Source organism: Tepidicaulis sp. (genome assembly GCF_965222285.1).
In the GTDB taxonomy this organism is placed as follows: domain Bacteria; phylum Pseudomonadota; class Alphaproteobacteria; order Parvibaculales; family Parvibaculaceae; genus Tepidicaulis.
This window is the reverse complement of sequence record NZ_OZ244942.1, coordinates 1,190,655-1,213,134: the sequence shown is the minus strand read 5'-3', so window position 1 is coordinate 1,213,134 and position 22,480 is coordinate 1,190,655. Positions and strand designations below refer to the sequence as shown.

At 60.8% G+C, this 22,480-nt stretch carries 19 protein-coding genes; 9 read left to right on the top strand and 10 right to left on the bottom strand.

The genetic code is table 11. The features are described 5' to 3' along the window. Positions 1-3: 3 nt before the first annotated feature. Positions 4-762: a cupin domain-containing protein gene (locus tag ACOQOT_RS05680; protein ID WP_420561405.1), complete on the bottom strand. Its 759-nt coding sequence runs from the start codon at positions 760-762 to the stop codon at positions 4-6. Positions 763-789: 27 nt separating this feature from the next. Continuing rightward, a complete protein-coding gene (locus ACOQOT_RS05675; RefSeq protein WP_420561404.1) occupies positions 790-1,431 on the bottom strand; it encodes a glutathione S-transferase family protein in 642 nt (213 codons plus the stop codon). Positions 1,432-1,534: 103 nt separating this feature from the next. Here ACOQOT_RS05675 and ACOQOT_RS05670 point away from each other — a divergent pair, with 103 nt between their 5' ends. Together ACOQOT_RS05670 and ACOQOT_RS05665 are read left to right on the top strand one after the other, a co-directional pair. Then, positions 1,535-2,122, top strand: a complete 588-nt coding sequence (locus tag ACOQOT_RS05670; protein ID WP_420561403.1) for a TetR/AcrR family transcriptional regulator — start codon at positions 1,535-1,537, stop codon at positions 2,120-2,122. Positions 2,123-2,353: 231 nt separating this feature from the next. After that, complete coding sequence (locus tag ACOQOT_RS05665) at positions 2,354-3,850, top strand: sensor histidine kinase (protein WP_420561402.1); 1,497 nt, start codon at positions 2,354-2,356, stop codon at positions 3,848-3,850. An 18-nt stretch (positions 3,851-3,868) separates the two neighbouring features. Here the strand turns inward: ACOQOT_RS05665 and ACOQOT_RS05660 are convergent, their stop codons facing one another. Together ACOQOT_RS05660 and ACOQOT_RS05655 are read right to left on the bottom strand one after the other, a co-directional pair. Further along, positions 3,869-5,278, bottom strand: a complete 1,410-nt coding sequence (locus tag ACOQOT_RS05660) for a PilZ domain-containing protein (RefSeq protein ID WP_420561401.1) — start codon at positions 5,276-5,278, stop codon at positions 3,869-3,871. A 159-nt stretch (positions 5,279-5,437) separates the two neighbouring features. Then, complete coding sequence (locus tag ACOQOT_RS05655) at positions 5,438-7,738, bottom strand: efflux RND transporter permease subunit (protein ID WP_420561400.1); 2,301 nt, start codon at positions 7,736-7,738, stop codon at positions 5,438-5,440. 245 nt (positions 7,739-7,983) lie between these two features. Between ACOQOT_RS05655 and ACOQOT_RS05650 the strand changes: the two genes are divergently transcribed. The 4 genes from ACOQOT_RS05650 (at position 7,984) to ACOQOT_RS05635 (ending at position 14,479) form a co-directional block, all read left to right on the top strand. After that, positions 7,984-9,291, top strand: coding sequence for a methyltransferase domain-containing protein (locus tag ACOQOT_RS05650; RefSeq protein ID WP_420561399.1), 1,308 nt, complete (start codon positions 7,984-7,986; stop codon positions 9,289-9,291). Between the two features lie 177 nt (positions 9,292-9,468). After that, a complete protein-coding gene (locus tag ACOQOT_RS05645) occupies positions 9,469-10,092 on the top strand; it encodes a PadR family transcriptional regulator (RefSeq protein ID WP_420561398.1) in 624 nt (207 codons plus the stop codon). 86 nt (positions 10,093-10,178) lie between these two features. Continuing rightward, positions 10,179-11,279: an efflux RND transporter periplasmic adaptor subunit gene (locus ACOQOT_RS05640; RefSeq protein WP_420561397.1), complete on the top strand. Its 1,101-nt coding sequence runs from the start codon at positions 10,179-10,181 to the stop codon at positions 11,277-11,279. Then, positions 11,276-14,479, top strand: a complete 3,204-nt coding sequence (locus ACOQOT_RS05635) for an efflux RND transporter permease subunit (RefSeq protein ID WP_420561396.1) — start codon at positions 11,276-11,278, stop codon at positions 14,477-14,479. The genes ACOQOT_RS05640 and ACOQOT_RS05635 overlap by 4 nt, the downstream gene beginning before the upstream one ends. A gap of 21 nt (positions 14,480-14,500) precedes the next feature. Here ACOQOT_RS05635 and ACOQOT_RS05630 read toward each other — a convergent pair whose 3' ends face one another. Further along, positions 14,501-15,043: a PAS domain-containing protein gene (locus tag ACOQOT_RS05630; RefSeq protein ID WP_420561395.1), complete on the bottom strand. Its 543-nt coding sequence runs from the start codon at positions 15,041-15,043 to the stop codon at positions 14,501-14,503. 204 nt (positions 15,044-15,247) lie between these two features. Between ACOQOT_RS05630 and ACOQOT_RS05625 the strand changes: the two genes are divergently transcribed. After that, positions 15,248-15,646 (top strand): hypothetical protein, encoded by a 399-nt coding sequence (locus ACOQOT_RS05625; RefSeq protein WP_420561394.1) that lies wholly within the window; start codon positions 15,248-15,250, stop codon positions 15,644-15,646. Between the two features lie 16 nt (positions 15,647-15,662). Here the strand turns inward: ACOQOT_RS05625 and ACOQOT_RS05620 are convergent, their stop codons facing one another. The 4 genes from ACOQOT_RS05620 to ACOQOT_RS05605 all read right to left on the bottom strand — a co-directional run bounded on the left by ACOQOT_RS05620 (position 15,663) and on the right by ACOQOT_RS05605 (position 20,352). Next, complete coding sequence (locus ACOQOT_RS05620; protein ID WP_420561393.1) at positions 15,663-16,529, bottom strand: CDP-alcohol phosphatidyltransferase family protein; 867 nt, start codon at positions 16,527-16,529, stop codon at positions 15,663-15,665. Between the two features lie 11 nt (positions 16,530-16,540). After that, positions 16,541-17,233 carry a phosphatidylserine decarboxylase gene (locus ACOQOT_RS05615; RefSeq protein ID WP_420561392.1) on the bottom strand — a complete coding sequence of 231 codons (693 nt, stop codon included), beginning with the start codon at positions 17,231-17,233 and terminating at the stop codon, positions 16,541-16,543. Positions 17,234-17,301: 68 nt separating this feature from the next. Then, the gene (locus tag ACOQOT_RS05610) at positions 17,302-19,146 is read right to left on the bottom strand and encodes an ABCB family ABC transporter ATP-binding protein/permease (RefSeq protein ID WP_420561910.1); all 1,845 of its coding nucleotides are present in this window, start codon (positions 19,144-19,146) and stop codon (positions 17,302-17,304) included. 213 nt (positions 19,147-19,359) lie between these two features. Beyond that, positions 19,360-20,352, bottom strand: coding sequence for an Ig-like domain-containing protein (locus ACOQOT_RS05605; RefSeq protein WP_420561391.1), 993 nt, complete (start codon positions 20,350-20,352; stop codon positions 19,360-19,362). A 247-nt stretch (positions 20,353-20,599) separates the two neighbouring features. Between ACOQOT_RS05605 and ACOQOT_RS05600 the strand changes: the two genes are divergently transcribed. Together ACOQOT_RS05600 and ACOQOT_RS05595 are read left to right on the top strand one after the other, a co-directional pair. Further along, a complete protein-coding gene (locus tag ACOQOT_RS05600; protein WP_420561390.1) occupies positions 20,600-21,148 on the top strand; it encodes a TIGR00730 family Rossman fold protein in 549 nt (182 codons plus the stop codon). Between the two features lie 57 nt (positions 21,149-21,205). Next, positions 21,206-21,466 carry a DUF7218 family protein gene (locus ACOQOT_RS05595; protein ID WP_420561389.1) on the top strand — a complete coding sequence of 87 codons (261 nt, stop codon included), beginning with the start codon at positions 21,206-21,208 and terminating at the stop codon, positions 21,464-21,466. Positions 21,467-21,469: 3 nt separating this feature from the next. Here ACOQOT_RS05595 and rarD read toward each other — a convergent pair whose 3' ends face one another. Next, positions 21,470-22,441: an EamA family transporter RarD gene (gene rarD, locus ACOQOT_RS05590; RefSeq protein WP_420561388.1), complete on the bottom strand. Its 972-nt coding sequence runs from the start codon at positions 22,439-22,441 to the stop codon at positions 21,470-21,472. Positions 22,442-22,480 lie beyond the last annotated feature (39 nt).

The following is a 22,480-nucleotide window of genomic DNA, read 5'->3' as shown; positions in this document are numbered from 1 at the left end:
CCCTTAGTCGGCCTTCTTGAACCCAACGACTTTTCCCGATGCCGTCTCGGGCGCTTCGGGCGTATCGAAATTCAGCCGGCTCGGTTTGGGTGCTACGGCATGAACAAGATGTCCGCTCTTCACCCAAAGCCGCACGCCCTCGCCTTTTCCGGCAAGTGCGCTGAACGGCGCGGCGCCGTCCGGCACACGCAGCCAGCTATGCAGCCCGTAGCTGCGCCCTTCATGCTCAAGCCCCCCGGCAAGCACGAAGACTTCCAAACCGCCTTCGGCGGCAATGTTCACCCGCGCGCCCGGCTCCCAGGTCTCGACACGCACATTTTCCCGCGCGTCCTGAAAGAGCGGCGAGACACGCACGCCCGCGCGCGCCGCATCCGGCACCGCGCCGAGCTTGTTCATGTCGATGCGCACATGGCTGCGGTCCGCCGGATCGAACTGCCAGAGCTTCACGAAAATCGTGCAGCCCGGCTCCGAGCCCGGCTTGTGGCGGGAGAGCGGCGGGTTGCGCACATAAGTGCCCGCCGGATAATCCCCGTGCTCATCCTGGAAGATTCCGTCGAGCACAAAGAACTCCTCGCCGCCTTCGTGCAAATGCGCCGAGAAATCGCTTCCCGGCGCATAGCGCACAATGCTGGTTGCGCGGGCGACCTCACCGCCGATCCGGTCCAGCATGCGCCGGCTGACACCGGGCATGGGCGAGGCCACCCACTCCATTTCTTCCGCCTTTAAGGCGACGGGCTTTTTGAAGTCCGCATTGATTTCCATATCCGCGCACTCCTTCGCCCGGATGGTTTAAGCGGCAAGCGCTGCGCTTGGACGCGCGAAAACCCGCGCATGCCAGGCCTTCATGTTTTTGTATTCGGCCGGAATTTCGAGCTTGAGGAAGTCGAGCAGCGCGCAGCCGGCCATCGCCGTAATATCCGCGATGGTGAAAGTGTCGCCGGCGAAATAGTCCTGGCCTTCCAGAACACCGTTCATCCATTCCAGCGTCTTCATCGCGACATCGAGCTGATGACGGCCCCAATCGGCGTTCTGATAAAGCTCGACATCGGGCCCGAGCCCTTCGGTCGCATGGTGGAAAAAGTCGGTTGCCGCGCCCAGGAAGCCCTGCTCGATCTTGCGCTGCATCATGTTGATGCGCGCCCGCTCGATCGCCGTGCGCCCGGTCAGGTCCGTTTCGCCGCTCAGCCCGTCGAGATATTCGGTAATCGCCGAACATTCGGAGAGGATGGTGCCGTCTTCCAGCTCCAGCGCCGGCACGAGGCCCGACGGGTTTTTGGCGCGGTATTCGGGGGAACGGTGCTCGCCGGCAGGCAGGTTGATCTGAACGAATTCGGTTTTGTCGAACAACCCCTTTTCCGCAAGCGCGATCCGCACACGGGCGGGATTGGCAAAACCCTTGAATTCATAAACTTTCAGCACCGGCCACCTCATTCCTTGTTTTCCCTTACGGGAATTCTATCTATCGATAGGCAGAGAAATAGAAACGGCCTTAGGCCTTGTCAACGCCTACCCCCAAGTAGATAACTTGATCGTGATGAGCACCGGATACACAGGCAAAGCCGCGCAAATATTGGACGCCGCCGAGAACCGCATTCGCGCCGGCGGCTTCAATGCGTTCAGCTTCCGGGACGTCGCCGCCGATGTCGGCATCAAGAGCGCGAGCGTTCACTATCACTTTCCGCAAAAGGCCGATCTCGGCAAAGCCGTGGTCGAGCGGTATACGGCCGCCTTTCTCGCCAGCCTCGGCGCGCCGGACGATCCCGCCCATACCCCTGCCCGCCGCATCGCCCATCTGGCGACCGCCTACCGCATTTCGACCATCGACCGGGGCGCGATCTGCCTGTGCTGTGTGCTGGGCAGCGAGGCGGCCGATCTGCCTGAAGATGTCGCCGATGCGCTGCGCCGGTTTTTCCGCCAGCTTCTTGCCTGGACGCAAACCGCACTCAAAACACCGGGCGGCCACGCAGCGCCGGGTTTGAGCGAGGACGCCGCCCGGCTCGGCGCCAATCAAGCGGTTTCCATGCTGCAAGGGGCGATGTTCCTCAGCATTCTGCTGAAAGAGCCCGCGCATTTCGAAGATGCGGCGACACGCCTTCTCGCGCTCGATTTCGTTAAAGGATGACGGCCCGCTGTAAAGGTAAATGAAACCTTTAAGCAGGCGCTTTGTTTACACCTTCAGGTCTATCTTATTCACAGGCACTGCGCGGCATAGCTGCGAAACCGTCCCATCAAGGTGTCCTGAAAATTAACATCCACAGGGGCGCGATCTTTTTCCGTCTCTTAACGACACGTTATATCTTTCACGCCAAGCTCTAGCCTGAAAATGAAGGTAAAGGGTCGGTGAGCCGATTTCATGGCTGAGCTCGCTCAAAACGGAACGACCGCAGGGTCGACGGCGCGCACCTTTCTGCAACTCAAAAAGCAGGAAGACGGCGGCAGCGCGCCTATGTCCGATTACGAAATCAATCCCTGGACGCTGACTTTCGCCAGCCCCGAAGCCGAAAAGAAATTCGCCACCGAAAACTTCGCCCGTTATGTGTCGCTGCACCGGCTGACCATTACGATGGGCGCGATCATCTTTGCACTTTTCGGTGCGCTCGATTATTTCATCATCCCGGACATTCTTTACGAAGCCTGGTTCATCCGCATCGGCATCGCCTGCCCCATTCTTCTAGGCATCGTTGCGCTATCCTATGCGCCCTGGTTCTCCTACAAGAACCAGTTCTGGCTGTCGCTTTCCATGGCAACGCCCGCCTTCGGTGTTGTCGCGATGATCGCCATGGCCGATGCGCCGGGTTCTTATCTTTATTACGCCGGTCTCATCGCCATCATCGCCTACAACAATTGCACCTGGCGGATGAGTTATCTTTATCCGGCCGGCATGACGCTCTTCACCTTCGCGCTTTATGAATTCGTGGTGATTGCGGTCAATCCGGTGCCGCCCGATATTCTCTTGAACAACAGCGCATTCATGGGGCTTGCAGCCGGCGTTTCCATGTTCATGAACTACGTTCAAGAACTGCATATCCGCAACAACTTCGTCGATGCCGAACGCATCCGCTTCGAGCGTGAGCGCTCCGAGCAGCTGCTGCAGGAATCGGAAGCGGCGAACCGCGCCAAGAACGACTTCCTGGCGATCATGAGCCATGAGCTGAGAACGCCGCTCAACGCGATCATCGGTTTCTCCGACATTATCGCGAACGAGATGTTCGGGCCGATCAATCATCCGAAATACGCGGATTATGCGTCGGACATCCGCTCCAGCGGTTCGCATCTGCTCAGCATCATCAACGACATTCTCGACCTCTCGAAAGCGGAAGCAGGCAAGCTGCAGCTCGACGAGCAGCCGCTCGATCCGGTGGAATCGCTCAACCAGACCATGCGCATGTTCCGTCAGCGCGCGGCGGAGCTGGAAATCCGGCTCTCCTTCCGCATGCGCGACGACATTCCCTGGGTGATTGCCGATCCGCGCCTTTTCAATCAGGTCGCCATCAACCTGACCTCCAATGCGCTTAAATTCACGCCGGAAGGCGGCTCGGTGAAAATCGAGCTTGGCCGCAATGCAAGCGGCGATCTGGAACTGAGCGTGGAAGACACCGGCATCGGCATCAAGGAAAGCGACGTCTCGCGCGTCTTCGAGCCTTTCGTGCAGGTGGAAAGCGCGCTTAGCCGCACGCAGCCCGGCACGGGCCTCGGCCTGCCGCTGGTGCGCAAGATCATGTCCCTGCATGGCGGCACGGTCGATCTGCAATCGAATGTCGGTAAAGGCACGAAGGTCGTGGTCACCTTCCCGGCCAGCCGTTTCGTGGCGGCCGGCAATCAGGATCAGGTCCGCTGGGCGCTGACCTGATCCCGTTATCCGCTTCGCTTAAGCCGGCTTTCTGAGCGTCATGACATAGACGCATTTGGTCGAATCTTCTTCCAGCGACACGCGCTCGCAGTCGAGCCCTTCCGTCATCGCCCACATGTCTTCTTCCGTGCGGTAGACAAGGCTCCAATCCGTCACCATTTCCAGCGGCCACTGGCAGGTTTCCCGGCCGGTCTTCACGTTCGCGATGATCAGATAGCCGCCTGGCGCTACTTGCTCGTAAAGATCGTGGGTGAGCGCCTTGGCACGGCGCGCCGACAGATAGTCGTAAAGGCCGAGGCTATAGAGAATGTCCTGCGGCGGCATGCTCTGGAAAAGTGTGCCCGCGCGCAAAAGCTGCGCGAAGGACGCGTTGAGGCACTGCACGCGCGCACGGCCCTGATGGCGCACCACCTGCTTATAAGCATGCTCGTAAGCGTAAGTGAGCGCGTCATGGTCCTGGTCGATGAGTGTGAAACTGACCGGGCGCGGCAGGTGATCGATCTTGAGATAATCGGCCACCTCAAACGCCGAGCCGCACCCCAGATTGGCGATATGCATGGGCGTGTCGCCCGCTGTCTCGGCCACTTTCTCAGCAATAAATTTCTGAGTCATGCGCAGGCGCGTGCCCACGCAGGCGCCGGTTTCGATGCCGATGCGGTGCAGAAGCTTTTCGTAAGGCGTGTCGCCCACCCGCTCCCACTTATAAACGTAGTTCATGATCTGATAATCGCCGGGATAACCGAGCGGCTTTTCATAGCAGCGGCGCATCACGGGGCCGGGCATGAAGTCCGGTGTCAGCACGCGTTCGGCATAACGCTTATGGGCGGCAAGCGCGACCGGGTCCTTGAACACCGGTTCCAGAATGTCGCTGCCCTTGTACCAAAGCTCTTTCCACTGCGGCACGATCTTGTCTTCACACGCGATCAAGGCTTCAAGCAGCAGCCGCTCGCGCTCTTCACCGCTTGCCTCGAGGCGCGCTTCGAAGCGCTCAAGCAGGTCTTTGTAAGAGCGGAAGAGATTGAGAATGTCGCCGGCAAGCGCCCGGAACTCGGGCAGGATATCGACGCTTTCGCCGAAATGCGGGTCCGCAATGGCCCGGCGCAGCAGCACGTGATGATGCTCGGTCACGATAGCCGGAATATCGAGATAGCCGGAAGTCAGCTCCAGCGCGACGGTGGCGCGGATGCCGTTCGGCTCCACCCGCTTCACCCGGCCCTTGCCCTGATAGACCGTATCTTCGCCGAGGCGGATCGCCAGCGGCACTTCCTTGCCCAGCTGTTCGTCCCAGGCATCGAGCTGCGTGCTCTGCACGGCAAGCCCGGTCATGGACAGGTCTTTGATCGCCGTGCGGTCCCCGTCCAGATCGACGGCCGGCACGACGTCTTGAAACAGCTGATCCGGGCGAAAACGCTCTGCCCGGTAAAACATTTTGCGGCCTGAGGCCCCCAGTAACTCTTCGTACGTCCGCATCCTACAGGATCCCTAACACCAGGATTTCAGTCAGTCCGAGAGAATCAAATTTCTTTACCCTTTGCAAAGGTTAATAAGAAATAAATGACTGAATGGTTAACCTGCTATGCGAAAGTTTTACGTCGGTTCCGACGGGCCGCCTTGTTTATCGCCGAAAAGCAGCAATGCGGGCACCAGGAACCAGTCGATGGCCAAAGCCGCGATGACGACGATCGTTGCCTGCATGCCGAGCTGCCAATTCACCTCGAAGCCTGAAAGCGCGAGAATCGAAAAGCCGACCACAAGCGCCGTGGTGGTGACGAACATGGCAACGCCCACCGTGCCGAACACGATATTGATGGCCTCTTCCGGCGTTTTTCCCTGCCGGCGCGCCCAGCGGTATTTCGAGAGAAAATGGATCGTATCGTCCACCACGATGCCGATCGTCATGGCGGTAAGCACGGAACCGGCAAGGCCGATATCCCGGTAGGTCAGCCCCCAGACGCCAAAACCGATAACGGCTGGGAAAAGATTCGTAACAAGGCTGATAAGACCAAGACGCAGCGAGCGCAACGCCACCGCGATGATGACGCCGATAACTAGGATCGAAACGGCGGTCGACAGCAGCATGGCGCGCACATTGATGCCGGAGAGATAGGAAAAGATGACGTTGATGCTGGTGCCGCGGGTCCACATATGGTCCGGCGCCTCGGCGGCGAGCCAGTCCTGAGCGTTCCCATTGAGCTCGCGTATCTCGCCCGATGTGGCCCCGCGCAGGATCGCCGTCACGCGGCTCGCCGAGCGGGCGACATTGATGCGGTCGGTAATCTCCGCCCCGTAAGGCAGGGAAAGCTCATAGATCAGGAAATATTGCGAGATGAGTTCCTGATCGTCCGGCAGGGGCCCGGCACCCTCTTGCCCGCCGCTCGCTTGCACACCGTTGATGTGCTTGTGGATGCGCCGCGTGATCTGCGTGATGTCGGTCACCGAGAGCACTTTGGGCTGCGTGCGCAGCCAGTCGGCAAACTCGGCGACTTTACGCTGATAGGCCGGGTCATAGACCCCGCCGTCGCTGCCCGCCTTCAGGTCGAACTCGACGATATTGAGCCCGGTCAGGTGCTGTTCGGCAAAGTCGGAGGCCCGGCGGTATTCAAAGCGCTCATCGAAATAGCGAATGAAATCATCATCAAGCCGGATATTCATCAGCCCTTGCGCCAGCACCACCGTCGCCGCCGCAATCAGGGCCACCCATAGATAGCGCCCTTTGACGGCGATGCGCCCCAGCGTCTGCAATTGCTGGCCCGAGCGGTCGAGCCGCCCCTTGAAGGGCAGGAGCGCCATGATCGCGGGCAAGAGAGAGAAGGTCAGCAGGTAATTGACGAAGATGCCCGCGGCCACGAGCGCGCCCATCTGGTTGAGCGGCGGAGAGTCCGCGGCAAGCAGCGAAAGAAAGCCGATGCCGGTCGTCAGGCTGGTCAAGGCGACGGGATAAGCATTGACACGCAGTCCCTGGACAATGGCTTTGTCCTTTTCCATCCCTTCCGCGCGGTATTGCAGAATGGAGATCACCACATGGACGGATGACGCCATGGCAATCGTCATGATGATGACGGGGGCGGCAACCGTCGACGGGTTGACCGCATGGCCGACCCAGCCCGCAGCCCCCATGGCAACAAGCGCGGAAATATTCAGCAGCGTCACCGTTGCCAGCAGCGCCGTCGGCGAGCGCAGGAAGATAAAGAGCATCAGGCCCGATGCCATGAGGCTGATCGGTACGAGAAGCTGCACGTCGTTCAGCGAGGCTTCCATGAACGCGCCCATCAGCATCACATTGCCGGTCGCGCGCACTTTAAGGCCGGGATAAGCCGCTTCGATTTCAGCCGCCAGCGCCCGCGTCGCCGCAATAATCCGGCGCACCTCGGCGGAGGCTTCCTTAGGCAGCTTGAAATTCACATTGACCCCGGCAGCCCCGCCATCCGGTTCCATCAGCCGGTTGACGATAAGAGGGTCGGCGGCGGCGATCTCTTCCACACGCGCCGCATCCGCCTCGCTCAAACCTTCCGGGTCATCCACCAGCTCGCGGACGATGAAGGTGTCGCCTTCGGAGGTGACATAGGGAAAATTGGTGAGGGAATCCACGCGGGTGGAAAAGGGCAATTGCCAGGCCCGCTCCGTCAGCTCGGCCACGGCGCGCAAGCCCTCGGGCGTCGTCACCTTACCGCCGGGCGCGGCAATGACGAAAAGCACGTTATTGTTGTGTTCGTATTTCTTCTCGAAATCTTCCAGTTCCAGAAGATATTCATTCGTGGCGGAGAAATAGGCGCGCGTGTCGGAAGAAAGGCCAAGCCCAAGCAGCCCGGCGCCGAATACGACAACCGTCAGTAAAGTGACGATCACGACCGCCCAGGGCCGGCGCACGGCCCACTCGACAAAATACATGCCTCTCTCCCCTCACCCGCCGACCCGCCTGGCCTCGCCATAGGCTCAAAGCACGCTTTTCCCCTTGTTTTCAGCGGATTAGCGGGCCGTTCCCCGATCGGCAGCCCGTCTTATACTAGATTCATGGGTTTATCCAAAGCTAATACGGGCAACGAACATTTAACGCAATTTTGCGCAAAATACAGTGAGGGATGCGATAATGAGACGCGGCGTCTGAGCGCCGTGAGTCGGGAGCACGGAGAGGGATGGCAGGGACGAACCTGCTAAGTGTTGGCACGGCTGAACTGGGGAAAATGCCCATCCGCGAGTTCGTTAAGGGCTTGGAGGGCATGAACCCGGAAGCGATCGTGCGTCTGCGCCGCGAGCGGAAGCTGACGGCGGAGCACGAACACGCCCTTGAAATCTTTCTGCGCGATCACCCGTCCAAACGCCTTAAAAAACCCGAGAAAGAATCCCGTCTGTCGGCCCGCGGCCAGGCGCGCATGCAGCGCATCCGCAACCGCCAGGAAGCCGCGCAGCGCGAGAAGTCAGCTAAGGCCGCCAACGACGCGCAAGCCTCCGAAGCGCCGCGCAAGCGCGAAGGCTATGTCGAACTTTTCATCCGCCTGAAAGCATGGTGGGAAGGCGTGGATGTGGAAATCGTCCGGCGCGAATTCGATGAGCGGTGGGCAGCCAAGAACCCGCCCAAGAACAATCCCGACCTCAGCATCGAAATCGACAACATCCATCCGCGCTTTGCCAACGACCGCTGGACCGATGCGCGGCTCGATGTCACGCAAATTCTTTGGGGCGAAGGGTTCAGCCTGCCGGGCGGGCGGGACTTCGCTCTGAAACTCGTCAAATCTCTGGCGCTGCGTCCGGAGCACACGTTCGCCGATCTGTCCTCCGGCCTTGGCGGGGGCACCCGCGCCATCGCCAAACGCTATCAGCTCTGGCTGGAAGGGTACGAGCGCGAGGAAGACCTTTCCGACTACGCCAACGACATTTCCATCGAGCAAGAGCTCGACGCCCAGGCGCCGGTCACGCATTACGCAGTGGAAAAGCTGGCGCTGCAGGAAAACCGCTACGACGCCATCATGATCCGGGAAATGCTCTTCTCGGTGGATGACAAGAAAGCACTGCTGCAGGATATCGGCCGGGCGCTGAAATCCGACGGCAATCTTCTTTTCACGGATTTTGTGCTGACGGACCGCTTGCAGGAAACGGAAACGCTGGCCGCCTGGCGCGCCGCCGAGCCCTTCCGCGCCCGCCCCTGGACGATGGACGAATACCGCCAGATGCTCTCGGACCTGCGCTATGTGGTGCGTGTCTTCGAGGACGTGACCGACGATTACGTCGCTTACATCAATGCCGGCTGGATGGAAGCCCTGAAGGCGGTGAAGGCCGGCAAACTCTCGCGCGAAATGGTCGATGCCCTCATGGAAGAAGGGCAAATGTGGCTTGCCCGCTCCCGCGCCCTGCAGGAGGGGCGCTTGCGGCTTCTGCGTTGCCATGCGGTGATCCGCCACAAGGTGGACCGGGCCATGTCCGACGCGCTCCGGATCGACGACTGACGCTCCTCATTCAGCCCTCATTAAGGATGGACCGGTTTTTCTGGATTTAATCTGGATTCGGCCCTTTACCCACTTGGCAAGACCTATATCGGTCCTATATACCCCCTATCGGCCCGATATACCCCCCACCCCGGCAGCCCAAGCGGCCGCTGCGGCATATGTCTGGGAATGAGAAAAATGGACGTGCGTACCCTTTGCCTCGGCGCTCTGACGCTGGGGGATGCGACGGGTTATGAAATCCGCAAAATGTTCGAAGATGGCGTCTTCAGTCACTTTCTGGAAGCAAGCTACGGCTCTATCTATCCGGCGCTGACGCGGCTGACGGAAGAAGGGCTCGTGACCTGCCACTCCGAACAACAGGAAAAGCGGCCCGACAAGAAGATCTATGCGGTCACGGCCAAAGGCCGCACCGCCTTTACCGAGGCGCTGCTCGAACCTCTGGCCGAGGACAAGTTCCGCTCGGAATTCCTTTTCGTCATGCTCTTCGCCCATTTGCTGACCCCGGAGCGGGTGAAAGGGCTGATCGACGAAAAGCTGAGCGAGCACAAGGAACTGGCCGAGCGGCTTTCCGGTCCCGCGGATATCGGCACCCCTGCTGCCGATTTCATCAAGGACTTCGGCGCCGTCGTCCACCAGGCCTCGGTGGACTATCTGGAGAAAAACCGGCACAAGGTCGAAGCGATCGCCGGTGCTCCCTCTTCCCGCGCGCATGCGCCGCAGCAGGATGAGGATGCCGCCCCTTCCGCTTCACCGGACAAAAACAAAGACCGCCGCCAAAAGGAGCTGGCCCGCATCCGCTAGCCGCTCCGGCATGTCTAAACAGACATATTTCACAGTTTAAGTAAGGCGCTTTCGAGAAGGCGCGCCACAAAACGGACCAAGAGATTATGATTATCAAGCGCTCTTACATTATCGCCGCGGTGATTGCTGTCATCTTGTCGGCGTGGATCTTGTCCGGGCAAATTGGCGGCTCCGAAAGCGAGGTGGCCGAAAACACCACCGCGGAAGACACAGGCGCGGCCGAAGAAGAAGTGTTCGTTCAGGTACGCACCTTCACCGCTCAGCCCAAGACCACGAAGACCACGATCCGCGGGCGCACCGAAGCCGTGCGCTCGGTGGAAGTGCGCGCGGAAACGGCAGGCACCGTAAAGGAAATTCCGGTACAAGAAGGCGCGACGGTGGAGCGCGGCGACACGATCTGCCGCCTTTCGCTGAATGCCCGCGACGCGCGCATGGCCGAAGCCGAAGCGCTGATGCGCCAACGCTATCTCGAATATGACGCGGCCAAGAAACTGGCGGCCAAGGGCCACCGCTCCGAAACCCAGGCCGCCGCCGCCCGCGCCGCTTATGACGCCGCCGCCGCCCTCGTCAAACAGGCGGAAGTCGAGCTCGGCCATACCAAGATCACAGCGCCCTTCGAAGGCGTGCTGGAAGAGCAGCTTGTGGAAGTGGGCGATTACCTGCGTGTGGGCGATCCGTGCGCGCGGATCGTCGATCTCGACCCTTTCCTGATCGTCGGCCAGGTGCCGGAAAGCGAAGTCGGCAAGCTGCGTACCGGCACGGTGGGTGAGGCACGGCTCATTACCGGTGAAGAAGTGCAGGGCCTTGTGCGCTATCTCGCCAAAACCGCCGATCCGGCGACCCGCACCTTCCGCATCGAGCTTGAAGTGCCCAATGACGATCTTTCCTTGCGCTCGGGCGTGACCGCGCAAATCACGGTTCCTTCCAAGGAAGTGCCGGCACACCGCCTGCCGCCCTCCATTCTGACGCTGGCCGATGACGGCTCGGTGGGCGTGCGCACGGTGAGCGCCAACAATATCGTCCACTTCAACCGCGTCACGATCCTCGAGGACGCGCCCAACGGTATTTGGGTGGCGGGCCTGCCGGAGCGGGTGGATATCATCACCGTCGGTCAGGAATATGTTTCCGAAGGCCAGAAGGTGCGCGTTTCCCGGACCGAGGAAACGACACTGGGGAGCGCCCAATGAACGCTTTTATCGAAGCCTGCTTTTCGCATTCACGCACCGTCCTGACCGTCATGATCCTGATGGTGCTCGCGGGCATGAGCGCCTATGTGTCGATCCCCAAGGAAGCGGACCCGGATATTCCGATCCCGATCTTCTACATCTCGATCACCCATGCGGGTATTTCGCCGGAAGATTCCGAGCGTCTCCTGATCAAGCCGATGGAAACCGAGCTGCGCTCGCTGGAAGGGTTGAAAGAGCTGACCAGCATCGGCTCGCTCGGTCATGCCGGGATCATTCTCGAATTCGACGTGGATTTCGACAAGGACAAGGCGCTTGCCGATGTGCGCGAGAAAGTTGACCTCGTGCGCCCGAAACTGCCCTCCGATGCCGACGAGCCCTCGGTGCGTGAGTTCAATACCGCGCTCTTTCCCGTGCTTATCGTCACGCTTTCCGGCGACGTGCCCGAGCGCACGCTCTACCAGCATGCCCGGCGCTTAAAAGACGATATCGAGAACGTCTCGACCGTTCTCGAAGCCAAGATGGTCGGCCACCGCGAGGAACTGCTCGAAGTGGTGATCGACCCTGCCCGGCTTGAATCCTATCAGGTCTCTCAGCAGGAACTGATCAACGCCATCACGCTCAACAACCGTCTGGTCGCCGCCGGCGCACTCGACACCGGCGAAGGGCGGTTCTCGGTGAAGGTCCCCGGCCTCATCGAAAGCCCACAGGACGTTTACAATCTGCCGATCAAAGTATCGGGAGACGGCGCGGTGACGCTCGGCGACATCGCCGATATTCGCCGCACCTTCACGGACCCGACTGGTTTTGCCCAGTTCAACGGCAAGCGCGCTATCGCGCTTCAGATCACCAAGCGTATCGGCACGAACATCATCGAGAATAACGAGGCGGTGCGGGAAGTTGTCGAAAAGACGACGGCCCGCTGGCCGGCCGCGGTCAAAGTGGATTACACACTCGATGCCTCTGACTGGATCTACCGTTCGCTGAACTCGCTGGAAAACTCCATCATGACCGCCATCGCGCTCGTCATGGTGGTGGTGCTAGCAGCGCTCGGCGCGCGTTCGGCCATTCTCGTCGGTGTCGCCATTCCCACGTCCTTCGTCATCGGTTTCTTCTTCATGTCCGTTGTCGGCATGACGATGAACATGATGGTGATGTTCGGGCTTCTTCTCTCCGTCGGTATTCTCGTCGACGGGGCCATTGTGGTGGTGGAATATGCCGACCGTAAAATGGCCGAAGGGCTCGACAGCCGCGCGGCCTATTCGCTCGCCGCCAAGCGCATGTTCTGGCCCATCGCTTCGTCCACCGGCACGACGCTGGCCGCTTTCATGCCCATGCTCTTCTGGCCGGGCGTGAGCGGCGAGTTCATGTCCTATCTGCCCATCACCGTGATCGTTGTGCTGACGGCCTCCTTCATCACGGCGATGATCTTCATGCCGGTCCTGGGCGGTATTTTCGGCAAGACGGACGAAGCCGACAACGACGTGCTGAAAATGCTGGCGGGCGCGGAGACGGGCGACGTGCGTGCCCTGCCCGGCTTCACCGGCGCTTATGTGCGCGTACTCGACCGGCTGATCCATCACCCGGTACTTGTTATGGTGGTTTCCGGTGTCATCCTCTTCACGACGTTCTTCGCCTATTCCACTTGGAACAACGGCGTCGAATTCTTCGTGGAGACGGAACCGGAGCAGGCCATCGTGCTGGTCAGCGCGCGCGGCAACCTTTCGGCTAAAGAAACACTCGCCCTCTCAAAGGATGTGGAAGATATCATTCTGGAAACGGAGGGCGTGAAGACCGTTTTCACATCCACCGGCACAAGCCTCGGTTCCGGGCCCGGCTCGGGCGGCGAGAAACCGGCCGATGTGATTGCCGAAATGCTGATGGAATTGAAGCCTTACGAGGAACGCGGCCCCGGCGCGCCCATTCTCGATTCCATCCGCCAGCGCGCCTCCCAGCTTCCCGGCATTCATGTGGAAGTACGCAAGCGTGAGGACGGCCCGCCCACCGGCAAGGACGTTCAGGTGGAACTGACAAGTCCGAATTACGAAGACCTGACGGCTGCCACCGCCATGGTGCGCAATTATATGGAAAACGAAGTTGGCGGGCTCATCGACTTCGAGGATTCCCGTCCCCTGCCCGGCATCGAATGGGTGCTGACCGTGGACCGTGAGATGGCGGGCCGCTTCGGCGCCGACATCACCTCGATCGGTGCGACCGTGCAGCTCGTCACCAACGGCATTCTCGTCGATGAGTACCGCCCGGACGATGCCGAGGACGAGGTGGATATCCGCGTGCGCTTCCCCGAGGACTTCCGCACGCTCGATCAGATAGACCAGCTCAAAGTGCAGACGGCGCAGGGCCTTGCCCCCCTTTCCAGCTTCGTCTCCCGCGAGCCGCAGCAGGAAGTGAGTACGATCGAGCGCATCGACGGCGTGCGCCGCATGACGGTGAAAGCCAATACCGGCTTCCATCCCGTCACCGGTGAAAAGATCAACGTCAATGCCAAGGCGCAGGAAGTGGCGGCCTGGCTGGAAACGCAGGACCTGCCCGGCGATGTGAACTGGCGCATGCGCGGGGCGAACGAGGAACAAGCGGAATCCGCAGCCTTCCTAGGCAAGGCGCTTCTCGCCTCGCTCTTCTTGATGTTCATCATCCTGCTCACGCAGTTCAATAGCTTCTACCATTCGGTGCTGACGCTCTCCACGGTGATCCTGTCCACCATCGGCGTGCTGCTCGGCATGCTGATTACGGGGCAAACTTTCTCGGTGATCATGACGGGCACGGGCATCGTCGCGCTTGCCGGTATCGTGGTGAACAACTCCATCGTGCTCATCGATACCTATCAGAGGCTGATCGAAGACGGGCTCGATGAAGTGGAAGCCGTGCTGCGGACCGCCGGTCAGCGCCTGCGGCCCATTCTGCTCACCACCATCACCACCATGTTCGGCCTTCTGCCCATGGCGCTGCAGGTCAATGTGGGCTTCTTCGACCGTTCGCTCAGCTTGGGCGGGCCGGTGTCGGCCTGGTGGGTGCAGCTTGCGACAGCGATCATTTTCGGTCTCGGCTTCTCGACCCTGCTGACACTCGTGTTGGTACCCGTGCTATTGGCCCTGCCGCCGCGGGCGAAATACAGAGCCAAACGGCTCTATGCCCGTCTCACGGGCGGCCGGCACGAGCCGAGCCACGGCTACCCTGCCGAGTAAGACACGCCGCGCGCCGTTTCTTCAGACGCCGATATATTGGCGCTCCTGGATGAAACGGCGCCAGGCGCCCGCATCCGGGCCGATGGGCGGGGCGGAAGGCGGCGCTTCGATGACAAAGAGTGCCGCGAGGATGCGGTGGATGCCGCCATCTTCGCCCGCCATGGGCAGAGCAGCAGCTTCCAGCGTGTAGCTGAGGCCGGTGCCGGCCATCCCTTCGATGGGCGACTGCATGAGCGTCACTGCTGCGCTCGGCCCTTCCAGAACCCGGCGCATATGTTCGCGCAGTTCCTGCCGGCTTTCTTCCGTAACCAGACTGTCGAGAGACTGGCCGCGCAGTTCCCGCCCATAGAAATCGACACACTCCGTGCCAGCAAGGCGGATCAGAAAACCGTCATCGGGTTCAGCTTCGAGAACGAGAATATTGGGGAGCAAACGGGGAATATGCAGCGGGTCGAAATCCGCCCAGCGCGGCATGCCGCCATCCTTTGAAAGGCTGCGCCAATAACCGTAAAGGGCCTCACACTTGTCGTTCGTGAAACGAATATGCGACGGCATGATTGTCATTAAACTCCCCCGCCCGTTACACAGCCCGCTTCTCCTCCAGAAGCGCTGCGCTCCATTACCGCCCGCCGGGGTCTTGCTCAAGTAATCCGCTCACCAATATGGTTAATTGAAATTCCTCGTTTTTTGGTGCACATAGAAATCAAGCGCGTGATCGCGCGAGTTGTACGCGTACCTGTTTTCCTTGGCCCATGGGTTTCACGACAAATGAAGAAGCAGTACGGACGCTACTCGCGGCGGGTGTGGCAAGCCTATTTCAATTTTCTCGACACGCTTTACGACGTCAGAGAGTCGCTCATCGGCAGCGAGCTTGAAGCAGCGATTATACGCGCATTGCTTGTACGCCGGTACATCGACCGGGCGGGCGGTACGAATGTCACCTCGCTTGCCGCCTCCCTCGGCCATCCGCGCGAAACGGTGAAACGCAAAGTGGATGCGCTGATTGCGGATAATCACATCGCCAAGGATTCGGATAATATGCTGACCGTCACGGATGAATTCGTGCGCGACTGTTTTCCGGGCTATGCGCAGACCTTCGACCAGATTCTGAACCTGGCCGATACGATCCGCGCGGACATGAACCGCGGCACGGAACTGAGGCAGTAACCCCCAGACCCTTCCTTCACATTTTCAGCGGGTTCTTTTCCGCATCTTCCGCAGAGCGGTTTTCAAGATGGCGGTAGCGCATCGCGCCGATGGGCAGGCCAGCCATGTAGATGAGGCAAAGCCCCGTCAGCATTGCCCAAGGATAGCTGACGAGAAGCGCGGCAAAGAGCGCGACGAGCAGCAGAACCGGCAGCACTTTGTCCCGGTGAATGCGCAGGCCCAGCCGCTTGCCGGAAAAAGTCGGAATACGGCTGATCAGCAAAAAGGCGATAACACCCGTATAGATCGCAACAAGAAGTGAAGCGCTCTTCACATCGCCCATGCCTTGGAAGCTGAGATAAAGCGGCAGCATGACGAGGCCGGCCCCCGCCGGCGCCGGCACGCCGGTAAAATAATTCGCCGCCCAGACAGGCTTGTCCGGGTCCTCGATGCCCACATTGAAGCGGGCAAGGCGCAGCGCGCAGCAGACCGCATAGCCGAGCACAGCAATCCAGCCGAGCCCGCCGATCTCATTCATGGTCCAGAGATAGAGCACCATGACGGGCGCAACGCCGAAGTTTACGAAATCGGTCAGGCTGTCGAGCTCGGCGCCGAATTTCGTCGTGCCTTTCAAGAGCCGGGCAATGCGCCCGTCGAGCCCATCCAAAAGGGAGGCCACGAGAATAGCCCCGACCGCAATCTCGAACCGGCCTTCCAGCGCAAAGCGGATGGAGGTCAGCCCCGCGCAGAGCGCTAAAACCGTAATGCTGTTAGGGATAAGCGAGCGGATCGGCAGCGGCTTCAGCGCCCGGCGGCGGAAATTGCGCCGCTGCAGACGGGACGTGTTCTTACCGCCGGAAGGCGTTGTCTCGCCCATGGTGCCTCGCTCTTTTCTGCCCAGCATGGTCTTCCGTCCTAACGGACCAGGGCCTCGCGGCGCCCTTCTGAGCTATCAGTATCGGCAAGAACCGTTTCCCCGGCAATGGCTGTCTGGCCGACCGAAACCAGCGGCGACATGCCCGGCTCCAGATAGACGTCGACGCGGCTGCCGAAGCGGATGATGCCATAGCGCTCGCCCGTCTCGTAGCTCTGCCCTTCCACCGCGTCGCTGACGATGCGCCGCGCCACAAGCCCGGCAATCTGCACGGCCACGAAGGTCTTGCCGTCCTCGGTCTCGATGGCAATGGCCGCGCGCTCGTTCTCCTCGCTTGCCTTGTCGAGGTCGGCATTGAGGAACTTGCCCGGCCGGTAAGCGGTGCGCGTCACCCGGCCTGCGATGGGAATGCGGTTCACATGGCAGTTGAAGACATTCATGAAGATCGACACGCGCGGGCGCGGCGTCTCGCCAAGGCCAAGCTCCGGCGGCGGCGCTGCTTCCGTGATCATGTTCACCACCCCGTCGGCCGGCGCAATAACGAGCCCGGCGCGCTGCGGCGTCAGCCTGTCCGGATCGCGGAAGAAATAGACACACCAGGCGGTGAGCACGACCCCCAGCCAGCCAAGCGGCGCCCAGATCAGAAAGAGGATCAGCGTGGCAATGGCAAAAGCTATAATAAAGCGCGTTCCTTCCCGGTGAATGGGTACGAGCAGGGAAGTTATGGCGTCCATGGGTCTCTCCTTAGCGCAGGGCTGCCGTCATCGGGGGGCGGCCGGTGCTTTGCGTCTGTCTCTACAGTCTATGCTCTTGCGCCGTCCGGCGCCACGTCCCTTTCGGTCGCAGGCTCCGGCGCGGGCGCGACAGGGCCTTGCGCGCGCAGCGCTTCTTCCTCGTCCTGCTGGCTCTGCCACATATCGGCATAGCGTCCTTTGAGGGCGAGAAGCTGGCCATGGGTGCCGCGCTCGACGATCTCACCTTCATTGAGGACGAGAATTTCATCCGCCTCCACCACCGTGGAGAGCCGGTGCGCGATGACAAGGGTCGTGCGGTTTTGCGAAACCTGGCGCAGCGCCGATTGAATGTCCCGCTCCGTGCCCGTGTCGAGCGCCGAAGTGGCTTCATCGAGAATGAGGATAGGCGGGTCTTTCAGGATCGTGCGGGCAATGGCGACGCGCTGTTTTTCCCCGCCGGAAAGTTTGAGCCCCCGCTCGCCGACCTGGGATTTATACCCCTCGGGCAGGCGCTCGATAAAGGCAGCGATCTGGGCAAGCTGGGCGGCGCGTTCCACCTCGCTGTCGCTTGCCTCCGGGCGGCCATAGCGGATGTTGTAGCGGATCGTGTCGTTAAAGAGCACGGTGTCCTGCGGCACGATACCGATGGCCGCGCGCAGGCTTTCCTGCGTCACCCCGGCAATGTTCTGCCCGTCGATGGTCACCGCGCCGGCGCCCACATCATAAAAGCGGTAAAGAATGCGGGAGATGGTGGACTTGCCCGCCCCGCTCGGCCCGACAAGGGCAACGGTCTTGCCGGCGGGCACCTCGAAGCTCACGTCTTTAAGGATCGGCCGCGCCGGATCATACGAAAAGAAGACCCGGTCGAAGCGGATCGCCCCGCCCGCCACCTTGAGCGGGCGCGCATCCGGCGCGTCTTTGATTTCCGGCGGCACGCCGATGAGATCGAACATGGTCTCCATGTCGATCAGCGCCTGCTTGATTTCCCGGTAAACGGTACCCAGCAAATTGAGTGGCTGATAAAGCTGAATGAGGAAGGCGTTGACCATGACGAAATCGCCGACCGTCAGGCTGCCATCCGCCACCCCGGCGCCCGCCATCAGCATGACGCTGACAAGACCGGCGGTGAAGAGCACCGCCTGACCCGCGTTCAACAGCGTCAGCGAGGTCGTGGTTTTGACGGCGGCATCTTCATAGCCCGCCATGGAGCGGTCGAAGCGCTTGGCCTCGTGCTCTTCATTGCCGAAATATTTGACTGTCTCGAAATTGAGAAGACTGTCGATGGCCTTGGTATTGGCTTCCGTGTCCCGGTCGTTCATCTGGCGGCGGAAGCGCGTGCGCCACTCGGTCACCGAGAAAGTGAACCAGATATAGATGGAAACGGTGAGCCCCGTGACGGCGGCAAAGCGCCAGTCGAAGTAATAGGCAAGGATGGCGCAGACCAGCGCCAGCTCGATAATCGTCGGGGCGATGTTGAAGAGCGTGAAGCGCAGCAGAAAATCCACCGCCTTGGTACCGCGCTCGATGACGCGGCTGAGCCCACCGGTGCGCCGCTCCAGATGAAAGCGCAAGGACAGCGCATGCATATGCCGGAAGGTGCGCAAGGCAACGGCCCGCACCGCGTTCTGCCCGACCCGGGCAAAAAGCCCGTCGCGCAGCTGGGCAAGGCCCACCATCAAAATCCGCGCCGCGCCATAGGCCAGCACTAGGAAAAGCGGCACAGCGATCAGGGCGGCGGTCTTCTCCGCCCCTTCCGGGGCCAGCGCGTCCACCGCATCCTTGTAAAAGAAAGGCGCATAGACGGTTGCGACCTTGGCGCCCGCCAGCGCCACCATGGCGAGCAGCACGCGGGTCTTCAGATCGCGCCTGCCCGCCGGCCACAAATAGGGCAAGAGCGAACGCAGCGTCGCCATATGATGGCTATCCTGCTTCTCATGCCCGCCGGTGACGGGATCGGGGCCGGTGCGGCTGTTGAGTGCTAGTCGGCGCATAGGCGCAAGCTTGCCCTTCCAAAGGTTCGGCAACAAGGAAAACGCCCCGCTGAGCTCAGCGGGGCGCCTCTTCATAAATAGGGCCAAATGGCCGGAAAACAAGGAAAAAGCGAGGAAAGCTCCCCTTCTTTCCCGTCAGTTGCCGGTCTCGGGCGTGGTGAAGATCTGGCCCGGGTAAATCAGGTCCGGGTCGCGGATCTGGTCTTTATTGGCCTCGTAAATCACCGTGTAATTGAAGCCGGAGCCATAAAGCCGGCGCGCAATGCTCCAGAGATTGTTGCCCGGCTGGATGACCACCCGGCCTTCCGCAAGCTGGCGTTTAACGGTTTCCGGCTCCCCGCGCTCGAAAGGCACTTCCACCCGCGCGGAGACCTTGCCGTTCGCGTCGAGCTGGTCGATGCGCAGCGTATATTGGCCGGGCTCGATGGCATTGCCAGGGCGCAGTTCCCAGACGCCGTCGCCATCGGCGCGGGTTTCCCCGGTCAGGCGGTCGTCGAGATAGACGCGCAGCGCCGCATTGGGCGCCGCCTTGCCGGAAATGATCACATTGCCGTCGGCGTCATAATCCACCGCTTCCAGCACCAGTTCGCCGATCTCCGAGCTGACGCCCCGCCCCTGCAACACGCGGCTTGCCTCGCCCGGCGCGCTCAGCACCACCAGCGCTTCCTCACCCGGCTGCTGGGGAACGGAGATCGCCACTTTTTGCCTGGAATCGACCTCACGCCCATCCGGGTTCTTGGCCGTCAGCGTCAGCTCGAAATCGCCCGGCGCGAGCGGCTCGTCCGAAACCACAACCCATTCCCCGCGCTGATCGGCAAGCGCGCTTGCTACGACTTCACCGTCACGCTTGATCTCAACTTCCGCGCCCGGCAAGGCACGCCCGGCGATCACCGCCGAGCCGTCCTTTTCCACGCGGACAATATCGAATGTGGGGATGGAAGGATCGGCGGCTTCACCGTCCGGCGCCGCGCCCTCGCCATCCGGCGCGCTCAGCTCGCTTACGCCGGGCGTTTGCTGCTGCGCCGTCTCTTCCCCGTCGTCGCCGGAGAATAAAAAGAACGCCAGCACCGCAATGAGCACGGCCACCGCCGCGCCCGCCCCGATGAGCATGATCCGGTTGTTTTCCATGAACGTCCCCCTCCCTTTCGCCTTTCACGCGCCGTTCCGTTTCCCCGCGGATCAGGCTAAAAGGGCTGCTATGGTTAAAGCCACATTTTCCTGCCGAGCAGCTGCGCCCCAAAGGCCGGAAAAATCCGCCCGCGCATTTACTTGCCCGATGGTAACTAGACCGCAATTACGGCACCAATATGAAGGCTTGCCAAGGGGGGAGCGTGCCGGGCAGGCCACAGATGGAACTTAAGGTTAAGGAGCGTCCATGAAGCCGCAAAATGTCTGCGTTTACTGCGGATCGAGTTTCGGGGAAGACCCCGCCTTCAAACGCGAGGCGCATGCCTTCGGCGCGCTGCTTGCCCGCGAAGGGGTGGGCCTTGTCTATGGCGGCGGGGGAATCGGCCTGATGGGCGAGATCGCGCGGGCCGCGCTTGCCGGCGGCGGCCAGGTGACGGGCATTATCCCGAGCTTTCTCAACGAGCGGGAAATTCCGCTGAACGAAGTGACCGAGCTCATCGTCACCGCCTCCATGCATGAGCGCAAACAGCTCATGTTCGAAAAATCGGAGGCTTTCATCGCCTTTCCGGGCGGCATCGGCACGATCGAGGAAACGATCGAGATGATGACCTGGGCGCAGCTTGGCCGCCACACCCACCCCATCATCTTCGTGAATATCGGCGGCTATTGGGACCCGCTTATCACCATGCTCGACCATGTGATCGAGGCGGGCTTTGCCCGCTCTTCCGTCCATTCCCTCTATTCGGTGGTGGACCGGGTGGAAGACATTCTGCCGCGCATCCGCGCCGTGCTTTGAAACTTTTGCGCTCACCGGCGTTTATGTTCTGAACCCCTGAAAGCCCGGAGGACAGACATGCCCGGCAAATCCATGGCGTCCATCAAAGACGAGAAAACCTATGAAGCCTTGCGCGATGAAGGCATGAGCAAGGAAAAAGCGGCGCGGATTGCAAATGCCCGCGCCGCTAATGAGAAGCCTTTCAAGAAAGGCGGCAAGGCCGCTCCCTATGAGGATTGGACGAAGGACGAGCTATACAGCAAGGCGCAGGAGATCGGCATCGAAGGCCGCTCGCGCATGGACAAGAAAGAGCTCATTCACGCCTTGCGTCATCACTGAGTCTTAGAGAGGTTCCTTTGCCCCGCCAAGCCGCGCCAGACGGCGCAGCTCCCGCTCGCGCCGCCAGGTGTCGAAGCTGAAAATGGCAAGCCCCGTCCAGATCAAGGCGAAGGTCACGAGATGGGCCTGCGTCAAATGCTCGCCGTAAAATTTCACCGCGATCAGAAACTGAATGGTCGGCGCGAAATATTGCATGAGCCCTAAAGTGGCAAGGCGGATGCGCTGCGCCCCATAGGTGAAGAGCAAAAGCGGCACCGCCGTCATCGGCCCCGTCATGACGAGCAGGAAGACCGTCCAGGGATCGCCCAGCATAAAGCTCGTGCCCGCGGTTCCCTCCAGCCAGAAGAGATAGGCAAGGCTTGCAGGCAAAAGCACCAGCATTTCCACCAACAGCCCCTCCACCGGCCCGACGGGCGTCACTTTGCGCAGATAGCCATAGGCGGCAAAGGAGAAGGCCAGGAACAGCGAAATCCAGGGCAGTGTGCCCATAGCATAGGTCATATTGGCAACGCCGAGCGCGGCAAGGGCCACGGCGGCAAGCTGCGGGCGGGTCAGTTTTTCCGACAAAAAGAGCACGCCGATCAGCACACTGACCAGCGGGTTGATATAATAGCCAAGGCTCGTCTCGACGACGCGCGAAGCGTTGATTGAATAGATGAAAACGAACCAGTTCGAGCCGATGAGCGCTGCCGTCATGGCGAGCGCGCCCAGCACCTTCCTGTCCTTCACTGCCGCGCGGAAAAGCCCGAACCGGTGCAACAGCCAAACGGCGGGCACCAGCAAGAGCACCGTCCAGACGGAGCGGTGCGCCAGCACCTCGAAAGGCGAAACGCCCATGAGCTGCTTATAAAAAATCACCGAGAAGCCCCAAAGGGCATAGCCGGTGCCGGCCGAAATCGTGCCGAGCAAGGCTTCGCGCGAAGGGCCGGGCACAATTGGCTGCGGGGGCGCGGCGTCAGATGCGGTGTTCGTCATTAGCGTGTCTCTCTTCCGGAGCTCTTTTGGCAAGCGGCG